This is a genomic window from Clostridium sp. UBA2485, assembly GCF_002341865.1.
Taxonomy (GTDB): Bacteria; Bacillota; Clostridia; order Clostridiales; family Clostridiaceae; genus Clostridium_J.
This window is the reverse complement of record NZ_DDOV01000055.1, coordinates 1-23,663: the sequence shown is the minus strand read 5'-3', so window position 1 is coordinate 23,663 and position 23,663 is coordinate 1. Positions and strand designations below refer to the sequence as shown.

20 protein-coding genes and 2 riboswitches are annotated in these 23,663 nt (G+C 29.1%); of the genes, 4 read left to right on the top strand and 16 right to left on the bottom strand.

What is annotated here, in order from left to right; all coding sequences use genetic code 11:
• Positions 1-327 precede the first annotated feature (327 nt).
• From B3603_RS11475 to B3603_RS11430, 10 genes are all read right to left on the bottom strand, one after another.
• Positions 328-1,338 (bottom strand): anti-sigma factor domain-containing protein, encoded by a 1,011-nt coding sequence (locus B3603_RS11475; protein WP_291564816.1) that lies wholly within the window; start codon positions 1,336-1,338, stop codon positions 328-330.
• A complete protein-coding gene (locus B3603_RS11470; RefSeq protein ID WP_039633681.1) occupies positions 1,301-2,071 on the bottom strand; it encodes a sigma-70 family RNA polymerase sigma factor in 771 nt (256 codons plus the stop codon). Before B3603_RS11470 ends, B3603_RS11475 begins: the two co-directional genes overlap by 38 nt.
• Positions 2,072-2,593: 522 nt before the next feature.
• A complete protein-coding gene (locus B3603_RS11465) occupies positions 2,594-3,259 on the bottom strand; it encodes an HD domain-containing protein (RefSeq protein WP_291564814.1) in 666 nt (221 codons plus the stop codon).
• A 59-nt stretch (positions 3,260-3,318) separates the two neighbouring features.
• Positions 3,319-3,441, bottom strand: a complete 123-nt coding sequence (locus B3603_RS11460) for a hypothetical protein (RefSeq protein WP_291564812.1) — start codon at positions 3,439-3,441, stop codon at positions 3,319-3,321.
• A 141-nt stretch (positions 3,442-3,582) separates the two neighbouring features.
• Positions 3,583-4,476: a glycosyltransferase family 8 protein gene (locus tag B3603_RS11455; RefSeq protein ID WP_291564810.1), complete on the bottom strand. Its 894-nt coding sequence runs from the start codon at positions 4,474-4,476 to the stop codon at positions 3,583-3,585.
• Between the two features lie 180 nt (positions 4,477-4,656).
• Positions 4,657-4,818: a hypothetical protein gene (locus tag B3603_RS11450; RefSeq protein ID WP_291564808.1), complete on the bottom strand. Its 162-nt coding sequence runs from the start codon at positions 4,816-4,818 to the stop codon at positions 4,657-4,659.
• Positions 4,819-4,892: 74 nt separating this feature from the next.
• Entirely contained in the window at positions 4,893-5,288 is a 396-nt protein-coding gene (locus tag B3603_RS11445) for an alpha/beta hydrolase (protein WP_291564962.1), read from the bottom strand.
• A gap of 45 nt (positions 5,289-5,333) precedes the next feature.
• Positions 5,334-5,651: a hypothetical protein gene (locus B3603_RS11440; protein ID WP_291564806.1), complete on the bottom strand. Its 318-nt coding sequence runs from the start codon at positions 5,649-5,651 to the stop codon at positions 5,334-5,336.
• 436 nt (positions 5,652-6,087) lie between these two features.
• Positions 6,088-6,555: a threonine/serine exporter family protein gene (locus B3603_RS11435; RefSeq protein WP_291564804.1), complete on the bottom strand. Its 468-nt coding sequence runs from the start codon at positions 6,553-6,555 to the stop codon at positions 6,088-6,090.
• A gap of 4 nt (positions 6,556-6,559) precedes the next feature.
• A complete protein-coding gene (locus B3603_RS11430; protein WP_291564959.1) occupies positions 6,560-7,315 on the bottom strand; it encodes a threonine/serine ThrE exporter family protein in 756 nt (251 codons plus the stop codon).
• Positions 7,316-7,788: 473 nt separating this feature from the next.
• Here B3603_RS11430 and B3603_RS11425 point away from each other — a divergent pair, with 473 nt between their 5' ends.
• The 3 genes from B3603_RS11425 to B3603_RS11415 all read left to right on the top strand — a co-directional run bounded on the left by B3603_RS11425 (position 7,789) and on the right by B3603_RS11415 (position 9,803).
• Positions 7,789-8,697 carry a helix-turn-helix transcriptional regulator gene (locus B3603_RS11425; protein ID WP_291564802.1) on the top strand — a complete coding sequence of 303 codons (909 nt, stop codon included), beginning with the start codon at positions 7,789-7,791 and terminating at the stop codon, positions 8,695-8,697.
• A 91-nt stretch (positions 8,698-8,788) separates the two neighbouring features.
• Positions 8,789-9,040 (top strand): zinc ribbon domain-containing protein, encoded by a 252-nt coding sequence (locus B3603_RS11420; RefSeq protein WP_414632380.1) that lies wholly within the window; start codon positions 8,789-8,791, stop codon positions 9,038-9,040.
• A 1-nt stretch (position 9,041) separates the two neighbouring features.
• Positions 9,042-9,803 carry a YoaP domain-containing protein gene (locus tag B3603_RS11415; protein ID WP_291564800.1) on the top strand — a complete coding sequence of 254 codons (762 nt, stop codon included), beginning with the start codon at positions 9,042-9,044 and terminating at the stop codon, positions 9,801-9,803.
• A 183-nt stretch (positions 9,804-9,986) separates the two neighbouring features.
• Here the strand turns inward: B3603_RS11415 and B3603_RS11410 are convergent, their stop codons facing one another.
• The 3 genes from B3603_RS11410 to B3603_RS11400 all read right to left on the bottom strand — a co-directional run bounded on the left by B3603_RS11410 (position 9,987) and on the right by B3603_RS11400 (position 14,669).
• The gene (locus B3603_RS11410) at positions 9,987-10,772 is read right to left on the bottom strand and encodes an ABC transporter ATP-binding protein (RefSeq protein WP_291564799.1); all 786 of its coding nucleotides are present in this window, start codon (positions 10,770-10,772) and stop codon (positions 9,987-9,989) included.
• Positions 10,769-12,430: an iron chelate uptake ABC transporter family permease subunit gene (locus B3603_RS11405; RefSeq protein ID WP_349676812.1), complete on the bottom strand. Its 1,662-nt coding sequence runs from the start codon at positions 12,428-12,430 to the stop codon at positions 10,769-10,771. The genes B3603_RS11410 and B3603_RS11405 overlap by 4 nt, the downstream gene beginning before the upstream one ends.
• Positions 12,431-12,905: 475 nt before the next feature.
• Positions 12,906-13,100, bottom strand: a riboswitch (cobalamin riboswitch).
• Positions 13,101-13,439: 339 nt separating this feature from the next.
• Positions 13,440-13,616, bottom strand: a riboswitch (cobalamin riboswitch).
• Between the two features lie 240 nt (positions 13,617-13,856).
• Complete coding sequence (locus B3603_RS11400) at positions 13,857-14,669, bottom strand: alpha/beta fold hydrolase (protein WP_291564797.1); 813 nt, start codon at positions 14,667-14,669, stop codon at positions 13,857-13,859.
• 562 nt (positions 14,670-15,231) lie between these two features.
• Here B3603_RS11400 and B3603_RS11395 point away from each other — a divergent pair.
• Complete coding sequence (locus B3603_RS11395) at positions 15,232-17,811, top strand: Xaa-Pro dipeptidyl-peptidase (protein WP_291564795.1); 2,580 nt, start codon at positions 15,232-15,234, stop codon at positions 17,809-17,811.
• A gap of 112 nt (positions 17,812-17,923) precedes the next feature.
• Here B3603_RS11395 and B3603_RS11390 read toward each other — a convergent pair whose 3' ends face one another.
• From B3603_RS11390 to B3603_RS11380, 3 genes are all read right to left on the bottom strand, one after another.
• Positions 17,924-19,657 (bottom strand): methyl-accepting chemotaxis protein, encoded by a 1,734-nt coding sequence (locus B3603_RS11390; RefSeq protein ID WP_291564794.1) that lies wholly within the window; start codon positions 19,655-19,657, stop codon positions 17,924-17,926.
• A gap of 962 nt (positions 19,658-20,619) precedes the next feature.
• A complete protein-coding gene (locus B3603_RS11385) occupies positions 20,620-21,699 on the bottom strand; it encodes a glycosyl hydrolase family 18 protein (protein ID WP_291564792.1) in 1,080 nt (359 codons plus the stop codon).
• A gap of 85 nt (positions 21,700-21,784) precedes the next feature.
• Positions 21,785-23,557 (bottom strand): glycoside hydrolase, encoded by a 1,773-nt coding sequence (locus B3603_RS11380; RefSeq protein WP_291564789.1) that lies wholly within the window; start codon positions 23,555-23,557, stop codon positions 21,785-21,787.
• Positions 23,558-23,663 lie beyond the last annotated feature (106 nt).

Below are 23,663 nucleotides of genomic sequence, written 5' to 3'. Positions count from 1 at the left end.
AAAATTTAGAATAACTCTAGAAAATAGAACTTGTTCTAAAAACTTCAAAGGCTTTAACTATGGAGTTCTAACTATAATTTCTATCTTTCATTCTTAATTTTAAATTCTAGGAGATATAATGTGAAGATTAAGATTAAATAATATATGAGAAGCTTTCAAAGAAAAACAGGTAAGGTTCCTATTCGCTTACCTGTTTTTTATATTATAAAATTATGATTACTTGATTTTTTTAGATAAATCACATGAAATATTTATCAATTTTTTTATTTTTCCAGAAAAACTACAAGCTAAAATTTCTTTAGTTTTTTATTTTTTTATCTCTTCTCTTTATTTATCTTTGCCATTTGTCTCATCTTTTTTATTCTTATTATTTCCCTTCTCTTTTTTATCCTTACTGTTTTCATTCTCTTTTTTATTCTTATTATTTTCCTTTTTTTCTTTATTCTTATTGTTTTCCTTATCTTTTTTATCCTTACTATTTTCGTTTCCTTTTTTATTCTTATTATTTTCCTTCTCTTCTTTTATAGGATTATTTTTATTACCGTTATTCTCATTATTGTTTTTTTTAACTTTTTCACTTTTTTCAACTTCTTTTATAGACTCCTCTGATTTTTTATCTTTTAATTCCATTATCTCATTCTTATTCTGATTTTTATTTTCATCTTCAATTTCTTTATAAATCTCCATCTTACCCACTGAAATGTTTTCTTCTTTCGCTTTATTTAATGTTTCTCTATCTGATTTTATTGTAACAACTTCAATCTGCTGCCCTCTCTCATTAGAGACTTCCTGTATCTTTTTCTTTCCTTCCATTATAAGATTATCTAAGTTTTTATCACCTTCATCATTACTTTTTAATTCTACTGACGTTACCAATACGCGGTTTGATTCATCTTTCTTAATATATCCTGCCGTTTCCACCATTTCTACAATCTCTTCTAAAGCGTCTATTAATGGATAATTCTTCAAATCTTCAAGAGGAAGTTTTGAAGCTTCTTCATTAAGTGCTGAAATTTTTATTACACGATAATTTTTATTAATTTCCATCTCAACACTTGGATTTATATCTACAGCTAATAGAGCTACTGATTTATAATTTTCATTCCAAAACCCTAAAACATATAAAGAAGTAACTGCAAAAATTAAAACAGCAGCTACTCCCTTAGAAATATTTTTAATAGTAAAGTTTGAGTTTTTAATAATGTCTCTATCTTCAAAATATATCTCCATTCCTTCCTCTAAACCGTCACTTTTCTTTATCCTTTTAAAAGTACAATCTTCAGCCATCACAACTATACTATCATAATAAATCTCTATCACAGTGCCTTTGTAGATCACTCATTTCACACCCTTCGCTATAGAAAATATATTCCTTTAATGTATCTAAGTCACTGTTCAAAATTAATACTATTGCTATAATAAATTTTCTACTCCTTTGTATGACTTTCTTAGATACACATAATTCTCTCATCAAATCACTAACTGGTAAATTCTTAGTTTTCAAAAATTTTTCTTTTAAATAATCCTTTTCAAATATGTATTTTCCAATACTGATAGCTACAATTCTAGTATCCTTATGTTTTGGAGATTCCTTTATCAATTCATCTAAAGAAACCCCATATCCTTTCATCTCCTTAACTAGAAGAGCGATGTCAAACCTAATTTCAACTCTCTTTTCAAAACTATCTATTGCTATAATATTTTCATTATAACCATAACTCTCATCATCACATTTTAACTCACTAATACAAACTTCCTTTGGTTTTCTCGCCTCACTTCGGCGATGATCTATTAATCTACTTTTTATTACCATAGAAGCAAAGGTTAAAAAATTGCCTCTTTTTTCATCATACTTTTCGATAGCCTCATTAAATGCTATTAATCCTACACTAAAGGCGTCATTATTTTCTATTTCAACATATTGTCCTAATTCATTGCTAAGCACTTTTTTTATAAAAGGAATATATTCTTCAATTAGACTATTTTTATCCCCTTCGTTACCCTTTTGTATATCTTTCACTCGTTCCTCTAATGTCTGTTCTCTGTTAAAAATATTGAGAAGTCTGACCATCACTTCACCTCCTCTTTATATATTACGATATTATATAAATTTTTTAGTACCCACTTTGATTATCTATTCACCTTAAATATAAATACGTATTATCATATTCTAAAGTTACTGCATTTATAGGATTCTTTAATAAAAATTTAACTTATACATGATTTTAATTTTCATAATAAAATTTTTACCATGAATTAAAAATTAAGAATGAAGAATGAAGAATTGTGGCTAAAATTATACCGTCAAAGCCTTTGGAGTTTTTAAAATAAATTTTGTTTTAAGAAATTCACATTTAGTGAATTTCATCATTAATTCTTCATTTTTAACTATTAATCCTTAATTTCTAAGGGTTTAAGCTATTTTTATAGAAAACTTATTTTCCAGAGTATACTTTAAATTTTCACATTGCATCCCTATATCTTATTTACATTAATAAAAATGCGTTAGTTCAAGATATTAATTCTTTCCACTAACGCATTTATATATTTACATTATGAAATTAAATCTCTGTGTTTTAATAAATTTTGATATCTATAGTAATTTCGTACCATTTATCACTAATTCAAATTTAGCACCTAAAAAATCTGCTGCCTTTCTACACATCATCATACGATTTAGAAATATCTCAAAATACTCCATTAAAGAAGAAATAGTAATATCAATCTTCATTTCCAATAAAACAATTCTTTTTTCAGAATTAATTTTAACTTTTGCCTCCTCAACTGCATAATTTACACGATCGTGAATGTCAAAAGTAGCAAAATCTCTGTTTCTCACTCTGCTTCTTCTAACATCAGTTTTATCTGCTAATATTAATGCTGCAGATACTGTATTTACAGGTTGACCTGTACCTTCATCATGATTTCCAATAGCAGAAACTATGGTAGCAATTTCTTCAGGGGGCATTTCCATTCTAGTTAAAATATTAAAAGCTAATATAGCACCTGTTTGAGCATGATCAATTCTATTTATCATGTTGCCAATATCATGAGTATATCCAGCTATTTTCCCAAGTTCTCTTTCTCTTTCGCTATACCCTAAACTATGCAATATACTATCTGCAGTATAGGCAACCTTTCCTGCATGAACGAAAGAATGTTCAGTATATCCTAAGACTCCAAGTAATTCATCACCTTTTTGGATATAGGTTTGAAATTCTTTATTCTTTTTTATATCTTCAAAAGTTATATGTTTCATATATATCTCCTCATTAATATTTCATATATGCCAATACGCCTTTTATAAATAAGCTTATATTATATTGTACCATCTATTTCAATTAATAATCCACTATAAATATAGGAATCAGCCTTGGTAAATTTTACAAAACAACCCCATTTTTTATTTTCTTCATCTATATCTATTACAGATGGAATCATACTAATATGTTAAATAAAAAATAAATAACATCCAAATTTAAATTTGAATGTTATTTATTTTATCAGCTTTAACCTTACAGTGTATATTTGATTTTATTCATTTATATTAATGCTTTAAGTATTTTAATATCTAATAATTTTTTATAGCCTTTGATTCTTTTTACTGTTTCTTTTATATACTTCGATATTCTTCAAAGTATTTTCATTGGTACTTCCTTCAATTTCAGCAACCATTTGAGCGTATTTTTTATAAAATATATCTAATTCTCCAATATAATTATCCTTCCAAGGCTTATTTCTTCCACAATAATGTATAATAACAGTATTTTGTCGTACCCAATCTAAATCTATTCTTTTATCAAGATTTTTAAAATTCATATTATACAATTTTAAGTATCGTTCACTAAGATTATAAATAATAGAATCTACCACCTTAGTTTTTCCTCCATATAATCCACTTAACACGTCTTGATCAGGAAGCAATAAACGATTCTTATTCTTTTCAATATATTCCAAAGCACTGTCTATATCTTGTTTTTCTCGAAGAAGCTTTAAATTCATCAACATTACACCTGAGTTAATATAATAAGCATCCTTCTCCATGTCTAAGCGAATTTCATTTAGCTTTTGCATTCCCTTATTAACATGAGAAGCAGCAATATAATAATTGTCTTCAAAATTCATATAATAAAGTTCGTTAAGAGGATTAATAACAACTAAGTCTGGATCTAAATACAAAATTCTATCTAAATCTTTTGGAAGAAATTGCGCTGCAAATATCCTAAAATACATTTCTCTTGGATAGCGTTTAGTAACAGGTGCATTTTTAAACATTTCATCGGTAACTTTTACAGATATAACTTTACATCTCTTTTTATCTAAATATCCTCCTATATAACTAAAATCATCCTCTGTTAATTCTTTATGGGCAATATATACATTAAAATTTACATCTGGATTAGACTTTAATATAGAATAAATCATAATAATCAATTGCTTAATATAATTAGAGTTTAATGTAACAAGAATATTCATAAATACTCCTTTCCTTTTATGTAGTTTTCTCATAAAACATAAATAAAAATATAAAAAAGTAGTTATCAACTTTTCTTTAAATTCTTTACTAAAAACTTAAAAATTGATAACCTTACCTTATTTATCTCCTAAATATCCAAAATTTATTTATAAAAAATTCCTATTACAATAGTTAAATGTTTAATGGGTCTTATTCAAAAATTCAATAACTCTTTCGAAAGTATCTTCCCCATATTTATCTCCTAGATTAAACTGGTATTCATGACCTAGCTCTTGAGATTCTTGAGGGTAAAATACACCCTCTGTATAAATACCCACATCTTTTAATGCTTTTTCTAACATTTTTCCATGATATTCAGAGGACCCTTTATTGCCATCGGTAATAAAGGTTGGTGGGTAATTAGAGGTTAATTCATCTATGATGGACGCTCTTTAGTTTTTTCTTCGCTTTTCCAATTTCTACTTCCTAAATAAGCCCAACCAACACGATCAAATATCCAACTTAACATAGGAGAACTTATTTGTGTTAATTTTGCTAAATCGAAGGGGCCGCAAAATAATAAAACACCTTTAATAGTATTTTCATTCACAGCCGGTTCTAAATTTACTTGATGAGAATATTTTGGATTGGTTTGAATATTGACAAACTGAGATACCATTTGAGCCCTAGCAGAATCTCCAGCAAAATAAGTATGATTCAGATCAATATGATACTCAGCAAAATGCTTTTTAATATAGGAGTAAGCTTCCTCAATCTGTCTTAACGGTATTGGATATCTTCCTTTTGGTGCAAGTGCATAGTTAGTTAATATTAACTAGGATAAATCCTCTGTTAGCAAGAGAAACAGCATACGGTGTTATATCTTTTTTATCTCCAGCAAATAGGCTCCTCCATGAACCCAGAAAATCACAGGAAGATTTCCAGTTACTTGTTCAGGCATAATAATATCAAGTTTCCCATGAGGAAAATCAGACCCATAATCGATATCTTCATAAATCATTGTTTTCTCTTTAAGTTTCTCATAGTCATCCAATTTGGTATATTCAGTACGTGAAAATAGCTTCCTTAAATACCAAACTGTTGGCATAGGAGATATAACACAATATATTAAAACTAAGCCGAAAATTGCTATCAAACTTATGACCACCATTAATATCATTTCAAGCCAATTCATAATTAATAATCTCCTTCCTAAAAAGCATAACCTATCATATTAAAAATAGATAGAAAGGTAATGCCCTGTAATCAAATTATTCTAAATATCTTTAGCTCTCATTTGTAAACTTTAAATTTACTAAAATTAACAAGATACAGTTCAAACAAAAACTTTGATATTATATTATAAACTTAAAATAATAAAATCAGCAATGGTAATATGAACCTTGTATTATAGCAATGTGCCCCTAACATCTTCATAATTACATTGTCAAAAATTTTTGATTTCATTTTAAATAAGGTAACATCATTTAAAATATAATTATGAACCGTCCCTATGATATAAATTAAGGTTACCTAAGCATATATTTAAAATACTTTTGGTAACCTTTTTAAATTATTAAAATGTATATATTTTTTAATATTAAATTTTAGCAATTAATATGAATCGTCCCTTAAAATATATTCCCTTTATCAAGTCTTTTTTTGCTTTTCTTAGAACGGACTTTTGTAATGAACTTAACCAAAGTAGTAGATAACATAATACCAAAGCCGATAGCACCACCTATTCCTAGTGTTAACATACCTTTATCCAAGGCAGAAGTAAAATTTTTTTCAACAAGATATGTTATTGTGCTATATGCTGCCATACCGGGAACTAGAGGGAAAATTCCTGGAACATAAAACATAGAAGCCGGTGTTTTCATTATTCGTGCCATTAATTCACTATATAAATTAACTATAAAGGCGCCAAAGAAAGAACCAATTACAGAACTCCCTGTTCTTTGGAGACAAATACTATAAACTACCCATCCAATAGCTCCACCTAATCCTGCATATAGAGCTTTTTTCCTATCAATGTTAAACAATATTACAGGAAATACGCTTCCTAAAAATGCTAATATAGTCATTTTTATTAGCATTTTATCACGCTCCTTTCATTCCAATAAACAGAGCAGTTCCCACCCCTATACTAACTGCTATAATAACAATCAAAGCTTCACAAAATTTTGATATGCCAGACGAAAAATTTCCATAAATTACGTCTTTTATTCCATTTGTTAATACCACTCCTGGAAGTAAAATCATAATGCCACCTGTAATAACATTATGTGCGTTAATAGAAGGAATTAGCATATGAGATAAAATGCTTGTTCCGCCTATGATAAGACCTGCTAAGTAGTATTCTAAAAATTGAAAAAATCCAAATTCAGCAATCTTTTCAAGCATCATATATGTAATCAGACATATAATTATTGATGCAGCACCATCTATGAAAGAGCCGTTAAAAAAAAGCGTATAAATAAATCCTGTCATACAGGCCGCTATTGTTCGTACAGGCAAGGTGAAATTAGGAGATTTTTTAATTTCATCAAGAGCTTTCTTCGCTTCATCATAGGATAAAGGATTTTCTTTAAGTTGTCTTGAAAAAGAATTAATCAATTCGATTTTGTATAAATCTACCCGTTTTCGTCCAGCTTTTTTCATTGTGGTAACTTTATCAAATTGGGAACCTTCCACCAATAATAAAATTCCGTTTGACATTGCTAAACATTCCGCTGTAAAACCATAAGATTCGCAGATTCTTGAAACAGTTTCTTCAATTCTATAAGTTTCAGCACCGTTCCCTAATAATATTTCACCAGCTGTAAGAGCAAGCTCACTCACATTTTTTATATCCATAAGAATCTCCTTTAGCATCATTGTTTCTATTGGTTATATTTTATAAATATAATCTTCTCTTTAACTCTTTACGATTTGTTGTAATTTCCATATTATCTTAAAAATTAATGCCTCTGGCTATATTTGTGATTATTATATCATATAATTAATTTTTTCAATAGAAATTAATTATATTTAAAATTTAAACAAAAACAAGATTATTATGAGCTTTATTTATAAAAAAGTCTATTTACTATTTATATTTCATAATAAAATTTGCTTGTAAGAAAATTGATATTATTAAAAGAAACTTACTAGAATTAGTCTACTATATATTAATAAAGATCAATGATGCTCTATCTAACTACAATAAAGTATTAAAATGTGACATGCTTTGTTAAGGTAGCAAAAGCAATTGCATTGTATTCAGCTTCTTTTTCAAATATGACATGTAGTTTCATATCTGTGTGCTATACTGATTTTAGGTGATGAATATGCAAATTGATAGGTTATTAGAAATTATCTTGATACTTCTAAATAGAGAACATATAACAGCAAAAGAATTAGCTGAACGATTCCATGTATCCACACGAACAATCTACCGAGATATCGATACTTTAAGTTTAGCAGGAATTCCAATATATTCTTTAAAAGGGAATGGTGGTGGAATTGGTTTATTAAAAAATTATACCATTGATAAATCCTTATTATCAGAGAAAGAGCAGAAAGATATTATTTTTGCTTTACAAAGTATTAATGCTTTAAAATTTCCTGATGTTGATGGGGTTCTTAATAAAATAAGTGCCTTGTTCAAAAATGTTTCAAATACAAATTGGATAGAAGTTGATTTCTCTTATTGGGGAAGTCATCCAAAGGAAAAAACAAAATTTACATATTTAAAAGAAGCAATATTAACAAAAACAGTGATCTCTTTTGAATATGTAAGTTCTTATGGTGAAAAGACAAATCGTAATATTGAGCCACTTCGTCTTGTTTTTAAAGGACATTCTTGGTATGTTCAGGGTTATTGCAGAAATAAACAAGATTTTCGCATTTTTCGCATATCACGAATGAAAAACATTCAATTATGTAATGAAACTTTTACTAGAGAAATCCCAAATGATTTACAAGTCGAATCTCATAATTCAAAGCAAAATCAAATGGTATCCTTAAAATTAAAATTTGCTTCAGAAGTAGCCTACAGGGTATATGATGATTTTGAAGAAGAACAAATTGAATATGGTGATAATAATACATTTACTGTTACCATTGATTATCCCTTTGATGAATGGGTTATTGGTTATATTCTCTCTTTTGGAAGTTTTGTTGAGGTTTTAGAACCAGATTTTATTAAGGACATTATTAAAAAAAGAGCTCAAAATATAATGGAAATATATAAATGATTACCAAATGTGACGTACTGCTGTCATATTAAAATTGTTATAATCAATTCATAAAAGAATAATTTTGAGAGGAGATTTTAATATGGAAAATATGATTTTTTGTCAAAGCTGTGCAATGCCTCTTATAAAGAGTGAAGATTTTGGAACAAATGCAGATGGAAGTAGGAATGAGGATTATTGCCTTTACTGCTATAAAAACGGCAAATTTACCACTGAGGAAACGATGGAAGAAATGATTGAATCATGCATACCTCACGTTTCTTCTGGCAATCCCTATGCAGACGAGGATGAAGCTCGAACTTCAATGAAAGAACTCTTCCCAACTTTAAAAAGGTGGAAGTAATATGAATATTATATCAGTAAATGAAAGTAATATAGATGAGGAACATATTTGCTGCGTTGTTTCAGATAAAAAAGGTGAAAATTGTGTGTCGTCAAAAAAAGCATGGATGAAAGAACGCTTCAGGGACGGATTAATTTTTAAAAAAGCTGATGTTAGAGGCAAGGTTTTTATTGAATATATCCCTGCTGAAAAGGCTTGGAGTCCTATAAATGCTGAAAATTATATGTTTATCAATTGTCTTTGGGTTTCAGGACAATATAAAGCGCAAGGCATATCAAACCTGTTATTACAAGAATGCATTGATGATACAAAAAGACAAAATAAAGATGGAATTATTATTGTTACATCAAAGAAAAAAATGCCTTTTCTTTCTGACCCCAAGTATTTGAAGTATAAAGGCTTTGAGACTTGTGATACAGCACATCCTTATTTTGAATTGTTATGCTTAAGTTTTAATAACGACAATAAATTACCCACATTCAAGGATTGTGCCAAAGATGGCACAATAGCTGATAAAGAAGGCGTAACCTTATATTATACAAACCAATGTCCATATACTGAAAAATATACTTCACTACTGAAAGATATCGCAGATAAAAAAGCTATTCCTTTTAGTCTGATTAAAATTAATGCCCTAGAGGAAGCTCAAAATGCACCTACAGTTTGGACAACATATAGCATTTTTATAAATGGTAATTTTGTTACAAATGAAATTCTCACTGAAAAGAAATTTTTAAAATTAATAGATGAAAATTTTAAGTAGATATTTTTTATGTAAGAAACTATCTTTACAAATTAAAAATATTCATATACTTATATATTAATTGAAGCACCAAGTCTCTTCTGTTAGGCATGGTGTTTTTTTATTTTATTAAGAGGACGTTTCATTATTATTCTCACATAAAGCAATATAATCATGAACCGTCCCTTAGATCCAAACTTTCTATTAGGGTAAAAATTCTACTTTTCTTATAGATTTTCTTGCAGATATTATAGGAGTACCATAATTGTCAATATGAATACTTCCTTCAATGCCATAAACATCTCTTAGCATTCTTTCATTAATAACATCTTTTGGTGCACCTGAACTATATAGACCTCCTTTTCCATCCATTACAATAATATTATCAGCGTATTGTGCAGCAAGATTTAAATCATGGAATACAACTAAAATCATTAATTTCTTTTTTTTCATGATGAGCCTTAGTAATTCACAAAATTCTAATTGCTTTTGCATATCAAGATTATTAGTAGGTTCATCCATTAATAATATTTTAGGCTCTTTAGCTAAAACTTGTGCAATATACACCATTTGTTTTTGACCCCCGCTTAGTTCTGTTAAATAACGAGAAGATAAGTTATCTATACATAGAGCTTCAAGTATATGCATTACAATATTTAAATCTTTATCATCTATTTTCCATGATAAGTTTTGTAATCTACCTAAAAGAACAGTTTCAAGCACTGTCAACTGTGGCGTACCTTCTTCCTCTTGCGGGAGATACACCATGAAATTAGCTATATCACTTTGAGTATAGTCTGATAATAACTTTTTTTTATAGTAAATTTCTCCTTTGGGTTTCAGTAGTCCAAATATACATTTCATTAAAGTAGATTTTCCTGCTGCATTTGGTCCTACAATTGCATTTAATTCTGGCTTTATCTGCAAAGAAATATTATTTAGAACTTTATTTTCTCTATACCCAAAGCTTAAATCCTTTATTTCAATCACATGTAATTCCTCCCGCCTTTAAAAATTAGAACTAGAAAAAAAGGAACGCCTATGAAAGATGTAACAATTCCTATAGGAATAATCACACCTGGAATAATGATTTTACTTACAATAGAAGCCACGGATAAAATTAATCCTCCTACTAATGCGGATATAGGTAATAAAAATCTTTGCTCCTCTCCAACTAACATTCGTGCCAAATGTGGTGCCACTAATCCTATAAAGCCAATTGTGCCTACAAAACATATCGCTGTAGCTGAAAGCATTGAAATTAATACTATTGACATTCTTCTCATTTTCTGAACGTCCACCCCTAAACTTATTGCTTTACTATCACTTAAACTTAAGGCTGTTAGTTTCCATGCATTTTTTGTAAATATAATTAAACATAAAAATAATACAATTATTGTAATGAACAACTTTTCCCAAGTTGCTTTTGTTAAATCTCCAAAAGACCAAAACATAAACCCTTGTAATTCCTGTTCCGTTGCAATATATTGCAATACTGCTGTTAAAGCATTAAACATAAAGCTTAGAGCTATTCCGAAGAGTACTATTGTACTCTTCCCAACATGTTTTTTTTTAGTAAATAAGTACATCATAGTTGCTACAATCATAGTACATAAAAACGCATTTATAGGAATAGTAAGATTTGTAAATGATGGTATAAATCTAACTCCTAAAATCATACCAGTTGCTGCACCAAAAGACGCAGCGGAAGATATCCCTAAAGTGTATGGACTTGCCATTGGATTCCTTAATATGGTCTGCATCTCACATCCACCTACAGCAAGAGCAGCTCCTACAACAATCCCCATCAGTGCCATAGGTAATCTTATTTCCCACACAATGGTTTTCGTCATATCGTCTGGTGCTTTTCCTAATATAGTTCTAAATACCTCAGAAATACTGAGCCCTGATGATCCAATTAAGATATTAGCAAAAAATCCAACTATGATAGCAATAATTAAAAAAACTAATATTAGTTTTTTNNCTGGATCAATATCCTCAAATTCTTTAGGATAATACCACTTAGCAAGTTGCATGTTTGCATAGAAAGTTTCTAAGTTTAATGCTGCTGAATAAGATATAGCATATACTTTTTTATTTTTAACTGCTGATAAATTTTCCCATCCAGGTTGTTTTGCTACCATTTCTTGAAGATAAGCCTGAGCTTCTTCTTCATTTCCACCTAATCCTAAAGCATCACCACCCATTGTTATAACGTCAGGATCTCGCTTTAACAAATACTCCGGATCAATAGTTCCGCCATTTTCCAGTTTGCCACTTAGTATATCATCTGCGATATCATGCCCTCCAGCATGCTTAGCAATTATTGCCCAACTCCAAAAAGATTTTGGAGTATCACCATGAAATGTTAGTTGATGAACATTTGGTGCAGGAGTAGTCATATTTTCCAAACGCTTATTAACTAGTTCATATTTCTCACTAATAAAATCACATATTTCTTTTGCTCGTTCTTCTTTGTCTAAAATTTTACCAATAATTTCAATATTTTTCACTCTATCTTCTAATGGCTCAATATTATAACTTAAACAAACTACAGGTATTCCAACTTCTATAACTTTATCTAACGATTCCAAATTTTGATCAGGTTTTTGATTAATTAATATTACTACATCAGGTTTTAGTGAAATAATTTTTTCAGCATCATACCCACCATTATTAGATATTTGAGGTAAATCTTTTAACTTAGGAAATTTTGCTCCATAGGNNAAATTCCTCTATTACCACCTGATGTTGCAATAATCATGTCTGCCATTTCCTCTCCGCCAACAGCAAAAAGAGAATCAAACAGACTTCTGTTATTTACAACAATTCTTTTTACTGGTTTTTTAATGGTAACTTCCCTTCCTGCTATATCTGTAAAAGTAATTTCGGATTTAGATTGTGTATTAGTTTCTTTAGCTGAATCACATCCCACAAAACAACTAATAATCATAATAAAAGTTAAAAATATTATAAGTCTCTTTTTTTTCATTTTAATTCTCCCTTTGTCTCCTATTTGAATAAATATTAATATAAACTAAGAAAGTCCTGTACTTTATAATGTGAAGTACAGGACTTTCTATTTAATAATAAAAATAACACTCCCTCCTCTGTCTCACGCAAAGTAAAGATATATAACAAGGCAGGTCTTCTGACTTAGCTTCATTGTAATAATTTATCTTCCCATACAATAGTAGTACAGTGATCTTAATAATTATTACTCCACTTCACAGCGGCGGGACCGTTTAGGATTTTCACCTAATTCTCTATTATGTAAATATTTTTGTAACATTTACCACCTCAAAAATATCCATATTTATAATTTTTTTACAAAATCTATTTTAGATTACCACAATTTTTGAAAAAGTTCAACAATTTTCTACATATTATGATAGTATATAACTAATTTTAATTTTTTCAGTATTTGGTTTTGATAATAGTTCAACATATACTTCATATAAATCCTTAATAATCTCTGGATTCAAAATGAATAAAGTTTGAATTGCTACGCTAAAACTCCTACAATAAATTAAAATATTTTTTATGCTATTTTAAAAAATAAAAAACCTCCCATTAACAAATGAGAAGTTGATATAAACATATATTATGGTTGTATGCCAAAAAACCTTAATACACCTTATCTATCAACCGTAGAGTTATTAGTGTCCATTACAGGTATGTATTCTGACTCTGGTTCTTCAATCTTATAAACCTTCCCTCTAATAAGAAGTGGCATATCTTATAAAATCTCCCCAATACAGCGGCGGGACCGTACAGGATTTTCACCTGTTTCCATATTAAGCCTAATGAGGCACCTGAAATTTACAATATTAAATATTTACACACCTATTATAAGCATGTAAATTTTATTTGTCAATTTATCTATTATAGTATTCTAATCCACATTGCCAAAAAGTAAATTGATTTTCTACAATATAATTCCATAATACTTTTCTATTTTAAAAATTTATATTACTTCCTCATTCGTATAAACCTATAAGCATGTGTATTAAACAAAACACGGGGTCCTTAAATTAGACCTCGTGTTTTCTTATTCTCTGCATGATAAAAAATTTATCTCTCAATAAATTTTATCAATTCCTTATTAAATTTTTCATGCTCTTCCCAGAATAATCCATGACCACTGTTTTCAAATGGCACAAGCTTAGAATTTTTGATTTCTTCCTTTTGTACAATAGCCAATGAAAACATACAAACTTTGTCATGAACACCATGAAGAATTAAAGTAGGAACATGTATTTTTCCGAGATCAGAAAACAAGCTCTCATCTCTAAGGGAAATTGCAAGTTTAGCTGTAGACCATCCTGCTGCCTGTAATCCTAACTGGAAGAACCAATCTGAGAAAGGTTTTGTTATATACTTAAAGAAAAACATATCTCCAAATTCCTGTAACATTTTAGGACGGTCATTATATGTTTCCTCAATTAGTTTAGTTACATCTTCCTTTGGTAATCCATAAGGGAAATTCGGACGTCTAGTAAAGCTTGGAGCTGCCGCAGCAAACAAAGCAAGTTTAGATACCCCATGCCCCTTATGACGAGCCATATATCTAATAGCAATTGCTCCTCCTACAGAATGACCAGCAAGTATAATATTTTGTAACTCAAGTGTTTCAATTACACAATGAACATCGTCAGCTAATCTATTGTAGTAATAGCCTTCCCATGGTTTATCTGAATTACCAAATCCTCTAATATCAATTCCAATGCATCTATATCCCATCTCTGGAAGTTTATTAAACTGATATTCAAACAAGTTATGATTTGCAGGCCAACCATGTATAAAGAGGATTATCTTCTCCCCCGTCGGGTTAATATCCTCTACATAAATCCTTACCTCTGATTCTACTCTAATATAATATCCCACAGGAATTCCTCCATTAATAAAATTATCTCAGTAACATTTTATTCCTTTAATTTAAATAGGTGAGTTATTTATCTATTTTAATCCAACTATTTTAATGACTAGATGAAAAATATATAAAACCCAGCATTCTCTCCTAAAATCACATAACTTCTTGAAAATTCTATTGTAATAAAAAAAAGATTTAACACTATATGTTAAAAATCAGAGAATTAAAAATTAATTTTAAAGCCTTTATTATATTATACGAAGATTTAAAGTAGAGATTAATATGTCAAAAATATAACTAGTATAGACATATAGAGGCAATATTTTCTTTTTTTCTACAAGTTTTACAGGTAATTTTTATGAATTTATCCCTATATTTGAATATTATGTTATATTTTTATGATATAATTAAATCTTGAATGCATTCATTATTTTACCAGAAGGGAGATGATAAGAAATTCTTTAAAATTTTAAATTAAAATAAAAACTTTTAACAAAGTAACTGAAAAACAGGACAAAATTTGATAAGGCCAACTAATTAATTAGAGAGCCTGACATTTATTAGGGGGGATAAGTTGTGAAAAAGATTATATCTATTGTATTAACTTTTACATTAATGTTTTCAGTAACTCCAGTTGCATATGCTACAAATGATATTAAATCATCTACTAATATCATTAGTGAAGAAATGACTGCTATGAATAACCTTGGTCTAATTCAAGGCGATGAAAAAGGATTAACACCTGAATATGCAGCAAAACAACCTACAAGAATACAAGTTGCAACTATACTTTTAAGGTTAAATGGACTTGAAGATGAAGCTAAAAAATTTGAAGGAACAGAAAACTTTTCAGATTATAAATCAGTAAGTTCCATAGAAGAGAGAAATATACTTGCATATATAAAAGCAACTCCTAAAGCTTGCTTAATACAAGCTGATAAAGATAAATTTAACCCAAACAAATCTGTAAGCGAGGAAGAGTTTTATAAGATTGTTCTTCAGCTGTTAGGATATGAGCAAGGAAGCGATTTTACAAATAAAAATATAATAAAATTTGCAAAATCTATTGGTCTTAATCCTTCAGAAAAAAGTAAATTCACAAATGATGAATTTGCAAAAGCACTTAACGATTGTTTAAAAGCAAAGACAAAAAGTGGTCGTGAATATTTTGAAGTATTATTAGAATTTGGTTTTATGATGGATTTTAATAAAAATAAAGATGTACCAGAAATACTTGTATTTGACGGAAAGCCTCAACCTATATTTAAACATGATGAGGCTATTTATGAAAAAGTTTATGTGGAATCACCACAAGATACAGATCTTGATGGAAAGCGTGATTTACTTGAAGTATGGATAAAACGTCCTATTGAAACTGAAAAAGGAATGAAGGTTCCAGCAATATTTGAGGTAAGCCCTTATCGTCCTGGAACAAATGACGACCTTTATATCACTCATAATGTAGATAAAGATTTAACTGTAAGTCCACAAAGTAACATAACTTATGAAGATATAAAGTATAAACCGGTGGAAAAAACAATTCCTGCTCCAAGAAAAGTTTCAGGTAAAGCAGGAAACGGAAGAGTTGCACCTTTTGAATTTGGTGGATGGTATAATTATTTCTTGCCTCGCGGATATGCAATAGTATTTTCTGGTGGTATAGGAACTTTAGGTTCTGAAGGTGTTACAAGTACTGGTTCAGTGGATGAAACAATATCAACTATTGCTGTAATAGACTGGTTAAATGGAAGAACTAAAGCATTCACAAATAAAACTGATAATATAGAAGTATCTGCAGACTGGTGCACAGGAAGTGTAGGAATGTCAGGTACCTCATACTTAGGTACATTGTCTATAGCTGCAGCAACAACAGGAGTAGAAGGATTAAAAACAGTAGTTCCTGTAGCAGCAATAAGCAACTGGTACGATTATTATAGATCAAATGGTGTAACTTCTCCAGCTTTAGGTTGGCAAGGAGATGATGCTGACTTATTAGCAACATATTGCATGAGCAGAATGTTTGATCCTAAAGATTATTCTACAGTAAAAGAATTATTTGAAAAGAATATAAAACAGATGCAAATTGATCAAGATCGTGACACAGGAGATTACAATACATTTTGGGACGAGCGTAATTATTTAAATAATGCTGACAAAATAAAGGCAAGCGTATTCTTAGTTCATGGTCTTAGCGACTGGAATGTAAAAACTAAACAATTTGATATGTTATGGAAAGAGCTTGAAAAATATGATGTGCCACGTAAAGTTATATTACATCAAGGGGATCATATGAGCATCAATAATTTAGCAGGAATAGATTACAATGATATAATGGGTAGATGGTTTGCTCATTGGCTTTATGATATAGATAACAATGTAATGGAAGATATTCCTACTGCTACAATACAAAACAATACAGACCTTAAATGGGAAACCTTCAATACTTGGCCTGTAAAAGGAGAAAATACTAAATTTTATCTTGATAATGATGGTACAAATGGTAAATTAACATTTAGTCCAGTAAAAAAAGATTTAAAAGAAACTTTTTCTGATGATTTATCATTATCACAATTTGATAGAGAAAATCCTGATTTTACTAAATGGCTAGATACAATAGCTAAAGAGCCTGAAGTAAAAAGACCTGATCGTTTATCCTATGTAAGCGAACCTGTTACTGAAGATACAAGAATAAGTGGAACTGTAAATGTTTCTATAAAAGCGTCTATAGATAAGCCTACTGCCAATATAAGTGCAATACTTGTAGATTACGGCCCTGAATATAGACCTACAACAGAAACAGAAGTTGTAGTTCCTAATGGTATAATATACGGCGGTAATGCAGGTTCTGATGATATAATAAACTTTGTTATGGATAGTGAAAAAACAGACTATAAAGTTATTTCTCGTGGTTGGATGGATGCACAAAACCGTGTAGCAAATTATCGTGTAGACACTATACAACCTGGACAAGAATATACATTTAATTTGGACATGCAGCCAATGGATTATACTGTTAAAAAAGGTCACAAGATAGGCTTAATAATACTATCTACAGATGCCGAATTTACTGTAAGACCTTTAAAAACAACAAACTTTACATTTAACACAAGTGAAAGTTTTGTAGAAATTCCAATAGTAAATAATACTAAAAAATAGTAAGACACTTATAAAAATTAGTATAATGTAGTAAATGCCAGATGTAAAAGATATTAATAATTTAATTACCTTTACACCTGGCATTTTATATTTGTTAATTATAAATGCTTGTCTATACCTTAAACTTAGAAATACTTTCGTTTAATACTTCAGCTTCTCTATTTAAGAATTCAGACATTGCTTTAAATTCTTCTGATGAAGCCATTTGCTCCTCAGTTACTGCTGCTAAATTCATAGCATTTGTATCTATTGTTTTTGATACTTTATCAATTTCATTCATACTTTCATTTATATTTCCAATATTTGATACTATTTCGCTAGCTGAATTTTTAATCTCAACTATTTTGCTTTCTATATCTGCATTAGAATCTTTTATTACTTCAAAAGTATCACTTACATTATCAGTATATTTCTTACCTTCTTTTGTCATATTTACACTGACAGAAACTGCTTGCAGTACATTATTTGTTTGTTCATTCATAAATCCAATTATATCTACTACTTCACTAGCTGCTGCGTTTGATTCCACAGCAAGTTTTCTAACTTCATCTGCTACAACAGCAAAACCTTTTCCATCTTCACCTGCTCTTGCTGCTTCAATTGCTGCATTCAATGCAAGAAGATTGGTTTGATCAGCAATACTTGATATTGTTGTTAATATACCTTGTATTTTACTAATACTTTGTGCTAATTCTGTAATAACTGAATTTACATTATTGATACTACCTTCAATATTATCAATTTGATTCTTAGTATTTTTAATTACTACTGTTCCATTATTAGTATCTTCTAATGTTTTGTACGCAATTTTATTAGTATGATTTATTTGTGTAAAAATATTTTGAATGTCAGAATCTAATTTATCTAAAACATCCTTTATATTTTGTGTTTTCGTAGCTTGCTCAGTTGATATTGAAGAAATTTCATTTGTAGATATAGTCAGTTCCTCAGAAGCACTTGATGAATCCGATGAACTTTCTAGAATTCCTTGAGCTGCTTCTGTAACCTTTTTAGAAGATACTTGAACTTTTTCTATCATATCTCTTAATGAGTCAACGGTCTTACTTAATGCAATGTTAATTTTACCTATTTCATCCTTTCTAGAAGTGTCAATAGGTGAAGTTAAATCTCCTTCTGCAATATTATTTATTGATTTTACTAGTGCTCCCATTGGTTTAAGCATAATTTTTGAAGCAATATAGTTAATAATTATAGAAATTCCAATTAAAACAATGGTAACTAAGATTATTATTACAGTTAATTGATGTGTCCTTTCTGAAAGGTCTGAGCCTCTATAATCATATTCTACCACTCCAACTACTTTATTAGCAGAATTTAATATTGGAACAAAGGCTGATATATAATGATTCTTAAGTGATTCAACATAATACATTTCACTTACCTGTGCTTCACCTGTATCAAAGGCTTTTTTTGCCTCTTTTGAAAAATCAGCTTTTGGTTGCTTATATCCTATTTCTGTATTTGCATCACTTCCATCAATTACATATGTATAATTGTCTGAGTCATTTGATACAAAGGTATATAACATACCTTTCCCGATACTATTATTTAATGCTTGTAGCTTTTTTCTTGTACCAATATAAAATTTATCACTTCCATTTAAAGATTTTGAAAGTTTTTCAAATTCATCTCCATCGATTACTGTAACAGCTGACTTTGCAATATTTAAAGCATCTCCTTGTAGTTGAGTTACAGTGTGAGAATACATATTACTATAAAATATGTATCCCATAGAAAAACTTGACAACACTATTATCAGTGATGTTATTAATATAATTTTAGATTTCATAGATAAAGAAACATTTGATATTTTTTTAAATTTCAAAATACCCACACCCTTTCATAAATATAGCTTTATAACCTTGAAATACTTTAAGATATCTCAAATAAAATAACTAGTGAAAGATTGACTAAATATTTTGCACAGCCCAGGTCAATAGATTCCACTGACAATAGAAATATCAGTAGATTTTGCGAAGCAACACAAAATAAATTAGCATACTTACAGCTATTTTTTAAGATATCTAAATAAATACTCCTATTACTACCTAAGAAGTTAATGCATAGCTAATATAGCTGCACCCTTGAGTATTTCAATTCATAATGCAAAATTCATAATCATAGTTGAAATTAACTCCTTATGAATTAATTTTTCACTAAGAAATCATATATATATAATGCATATTAATATTATCGATAATATCATATAAAACATAAATAGTATTTTTATAATCTGTCTTAAACATAATAAAGACTTTTCTCATCCAAAATCTGGATGAGAAAAGTATTCTTAATACAATATCAAATTTGATAAACTTTATTATTCTATTTCCTCTTTTTATTCATTCTTACAGGATTCTCCACATTATGTATATTTTAATATACCATTTGTCTATTGTCAATCTTTTCTGTCAATTTTTTGTGCTTAATGTATTATAATGTCATCTTATAGATATAAAAAATATATAAATTATCTAATATTGCAAAATCAATTACTTAAGTTTAATATAATCTTAAATTTTATAAAAGATAATCAAAAAAGGATGCGAGACTTATCCCGCATCCTTTCCTTATTCTTTATAATAATTTTATTTTAAATGCTAATTATATAGATATTTATTAAAGATAACAACATTAACTTACATAACTTTATTATATATCACTATATGAATTTTATTTTTTTATTTATTTCTGAGAGTTCATTTTGTCAAAGTAAGATTTCTCACCATGACAAAAACTATATTAAAAATCTTCTTTCTTTAAATTTAACTTACCTATTCAAATTTTTTAATTATTAGCCTCAAGATTAAGATAATCAAGTGTTTTCTGTTGCATGTCTCCTAATCTCCATAATGCAATTTTGTTATATCCTAACTGTTTTGAAATATTAAACCATTTGTCTAATGTTCTATTATCTGCATACCAAACAGTATGGTTAATATTATTATCATCAAAATAATTAAAATATACACTTCCACTTGACTCATCTCGTTTAAGATTATCAACTGCTTTTTCTGATACTTTAACTGCCTCGCTTTCTGTTAAAGCAGTAACTTTCCCATCGTCACTCCAATCGAATCCTCCTGTGGCAAAGGCTATAATTTTATCACCTGGAATTTTCCCCATCTTTAAACCTAAATCATGTATAAAGGATTCATCTGCTTTAGGCCCGGGACCGCTGTGATATCCATAAAGATTGTAAGCCATCATCACATAATCAGGTCCTTCTGGCAATGTTAACTTGTCTATAGGACTTTTGGGTTCTAAAACAATTCTAAGAGATTTATCGATACTGCTAAGCCTTTGGTAGAGTTTTGAGCAAAAATCAATATAATTTTCCCATATATCATCATCTATATTTTCATAATCAATTTCTACTCCACTAAATCCCTTTTGTGTAACCATATTGATAATTTCATCTATATGATTATTCCTACTCTCCTCTGTTGCCATTAACCTTTTTAATAATTCTGGATCCTTCTGAACAGCTTTACCCTCTTCATTAAATCTATCATTTACAATTGTGATATATAAATTAACTAGCTTATTATCACTATTAATTTCTATAATTTCAGGTAGAACCTCATTAAACTCATTTGTAAAATACAAATTATCATGATAATCAAAATATGCTGCAAAGACCTGCAAACTGGACAAATTTTTCCTGACCTCTTTAAAATCCTTAATTCCAGCTTCCCATTGCCAGTCAGCAATCCATGCTGATATCTTTTTAGGAGGTTCTTTAGGTATATCTTCATTATTCCTTGTAGCAGGTCCTATTCCACTATATAGTATTAAAATACAAATTATAATGGTGATTATAATTACAAAAAATATCTTTTTATTAGCTTTCTTCCCAAGAAACATCTCTTTATCTCCATTCACATTAGACATCTTCAAAAAATAATAAACCTAAAATGTTGTCCTATTATTTCTTAAAGACCCCTTATCTTTAAAAGGTTTCTATTGCCCAGTCAACTAATGAATTGAAAAAGTCTTGTATATCTTTAGCTATCTTTTGAGATTTGGTGTAGCCATTATAAAACAAAATAGGCATTTCACTATCTTCTTCCTTTATAATATGCTGAATCTTTAAATCATCAAATACTCCATCGTATATTGTGTCTTTTTTATTGATTTTACTGTATTGAGACTCTAATGCTACTCCACCCTTTACTATGGCACTGTCTATTTCTATATCTTTTGTTACTAAAATATTATCTACCCAAATTTCTAATTTATTACCATTCATAATAATATTAACATCTCTGCTTTTTTGAATATTAATGGGATATTCCTTTGTTTCCATCACACTATTATTTGGTGTTTCAACTTTAGTAGAGGATTCCTTCCTATCTTGAGGTGATATTTCCTCATCATCCAATTTTATATCTCCAAATTTATAAGAAAATAACTTTTTAATCTCTTTCATAGGTGCTTTCTCTTCAACAATAATTTGATTATCCTGAAATGCAATATTTATAAAAGAGTCCTTTTCTCTATCATAACGAAGAACTATACTTTGCCTGCCTACTACATTTCCTTCAATCCTAGTACTTAACTTAATATTATTATAGTCATCACTATCTTTTAAATATAATACACCGCTATCTTCTACTGGAGATGTAAGAACAATCCTATTTCCTATAAACTCTGCAGCGCCATTAATGAGTTCCCATTGTTTTCCGCGGTTTTCATCACCCATTACAAAGGCTAGCTTCTGTCCTGTATCCTTATTGATCTTCATCAAAAGATGATTTGTATACCAATATGGGTTAGGTTGTAATCTTTTAAGATTATATAGTTCTTCAACATCGTTATTGTAACTGACTCCCTCTTGGTTAAAATGAATTTTAAATTTTTGTTGTATATTCTGTGAATTTACATCTTCAACTAATCTATTCATACCATTATAAAGAGAATTAGCATGCATAATCATATATACTTGAGGCATAAAACCAAGTTTCTGATTATAAACCTCTTCCATTTTCATATAATCTTGATTTATCCGTGCCTCCATCTCAGTTCGGTTTTCTATCGGAATCATATCCTTGTCGCGGATAAAATCCATAAGATAATGGTCATAGTATGTTGCATTTTTTTTATCTTTAAATTCAGTTTCACTTTTCATCCCTATATAATTATTGTATCTATCAAATATATTTATATACGACAATCTGTATCCATTAGTTCCAAGTTCCCAAAACCCATTTTTCATTAATTTTAATAAATCTTTTGATTGAAGAAACTTAAAATCTTTTCCCTCTAACTTGTCAGCATAAGAAAGCATTGTTGCTTTGTAATTATACTTTTCAAGTATTGGTTGTGAAAACAAACTAGAGTCATTTCGTCCATCCTCAAAAGTTAAGAAAAGTGCTTTTTCGGGTAATGGCTTTCCTTCATTGTAAAAATCTAATATATCCTGCTGAGATATAGTTCTATAACCTAAATTATAAAGAGTCTCTAGTTGTTTATCTAATTGACTTTTAGATATTAATTTAGGTGTACCGGAACGTCCCACCCCAAAATATGACAATGCAATAAAGCCATTTTTATTTTCCCACTGTGTCTTATCTGGCTCTTCATATTTTTTAATACCGAATAGTGCTTTAATTAGTAACACTGAGAAAATCAATAAAATAATTACTTGTATTACTGTTCTAATCACTTTAATACGGTTTTTCTTACGATAATTCAGTTCATTACTGCGGGTGTTTTTATTCATGTTTATTCATCCCTCACCTATTACTTTACAATCTTTCTATAGATAAGACATATCAAAAATAACTAATCAGTATGCTTACCTATCTTATAGGGATACAATGCGAAAA

Bases quoted from the DNA above. Each gene is read 5' to 3' on its own strand.
- B3603_RS11470 (WP_039633681.1), bottom strand. From the start codon at position 2,071: ATGGTCAGACTTCTCAATATTTTTAACAGAGAACAGACATTAGAGGAA.
- B3603_RS11465 (WP_291564814.1), bottom strand. From the start codon at position 3,259: ATGAAACATATAACTTTTGAAGATATAAAAAAGAATAAAGAATTTCAA.
- B3603_RS11460 (WP_291564812.1), bottom strand. From the start codon at position 3,441: ATGATTCCATCTGTAATAGATATAGATGAAGAAAATAAAAAATGGGGT.
- B3603_RS11455 (WP_291564810.1), bottom strand. From the start codon at position 4,476: ATGAATATTCTTGTTACATTAAACTCTAATTATATTAAGCAATTGATT.
- B3603_RS11450 (WP_291564808.1), bottom strand. From the start codon at position 4,818: ATGTTAGAAAAAGCATTAAAAGATGTGGGTATTTATACAGAGGGTGTA.
- B3603_RS11440 (WP_291564806.1), bottom strand. From the start codon at position 5,651: ATGAATTGGCTTGAAATGATATTAATGGTGGTCATAAGTTTGATAGCA.
- B3603_RS11435 (WP_291564804.1), bottom strand. From the start codon at position 6,555: ATGCTAATAAAAATGACTATATTAGCATTTTTAGGAAGCGTATTTCCT.
- B3603_RS11430 (WP_291564959.1), bottom strand. From the start codon at position 7,315: ATGGATATAAAAAATGTGAGTGAGCTTGCTCTTACAGCTGGTGAAATA.
- B3603_RS11425 (WP_291564802.1), top strand. From the start codon at position 7,789: ATGCAAATTGATAGGTTATTAGAAATTATCTTGATACTTCTAAATAGA.
- B3603_RS11420 (WP_414632380.1), top strand. From the start codon at position 8,789: ATGATTTTTTGTCAAAGCTGTGCAATGCCTCTTATAAAGAGTGAAGAT.
- B3603_RS11415 (WP_291564800.1), top strand. From the start codon at position 9,042: ATGAATATTATATCAGTAAATGAAAGTAATATAGATGAGGAACATATT.
- B3603_RS11385 (WP_291564792.1), bottom strand. From the start codon at position 21,699: ATGTTTCTTGGGAAGAAAGCTAATAAAAAGATATTTTTTGTAATTATA.
- B3603_RS11380 (WP_291564789.1), bottom strand. From the start codon at position 23,557: ATGAATAAAAACACCCGCAGTAATGAACTGAATTATCGTAAGAAAAAC.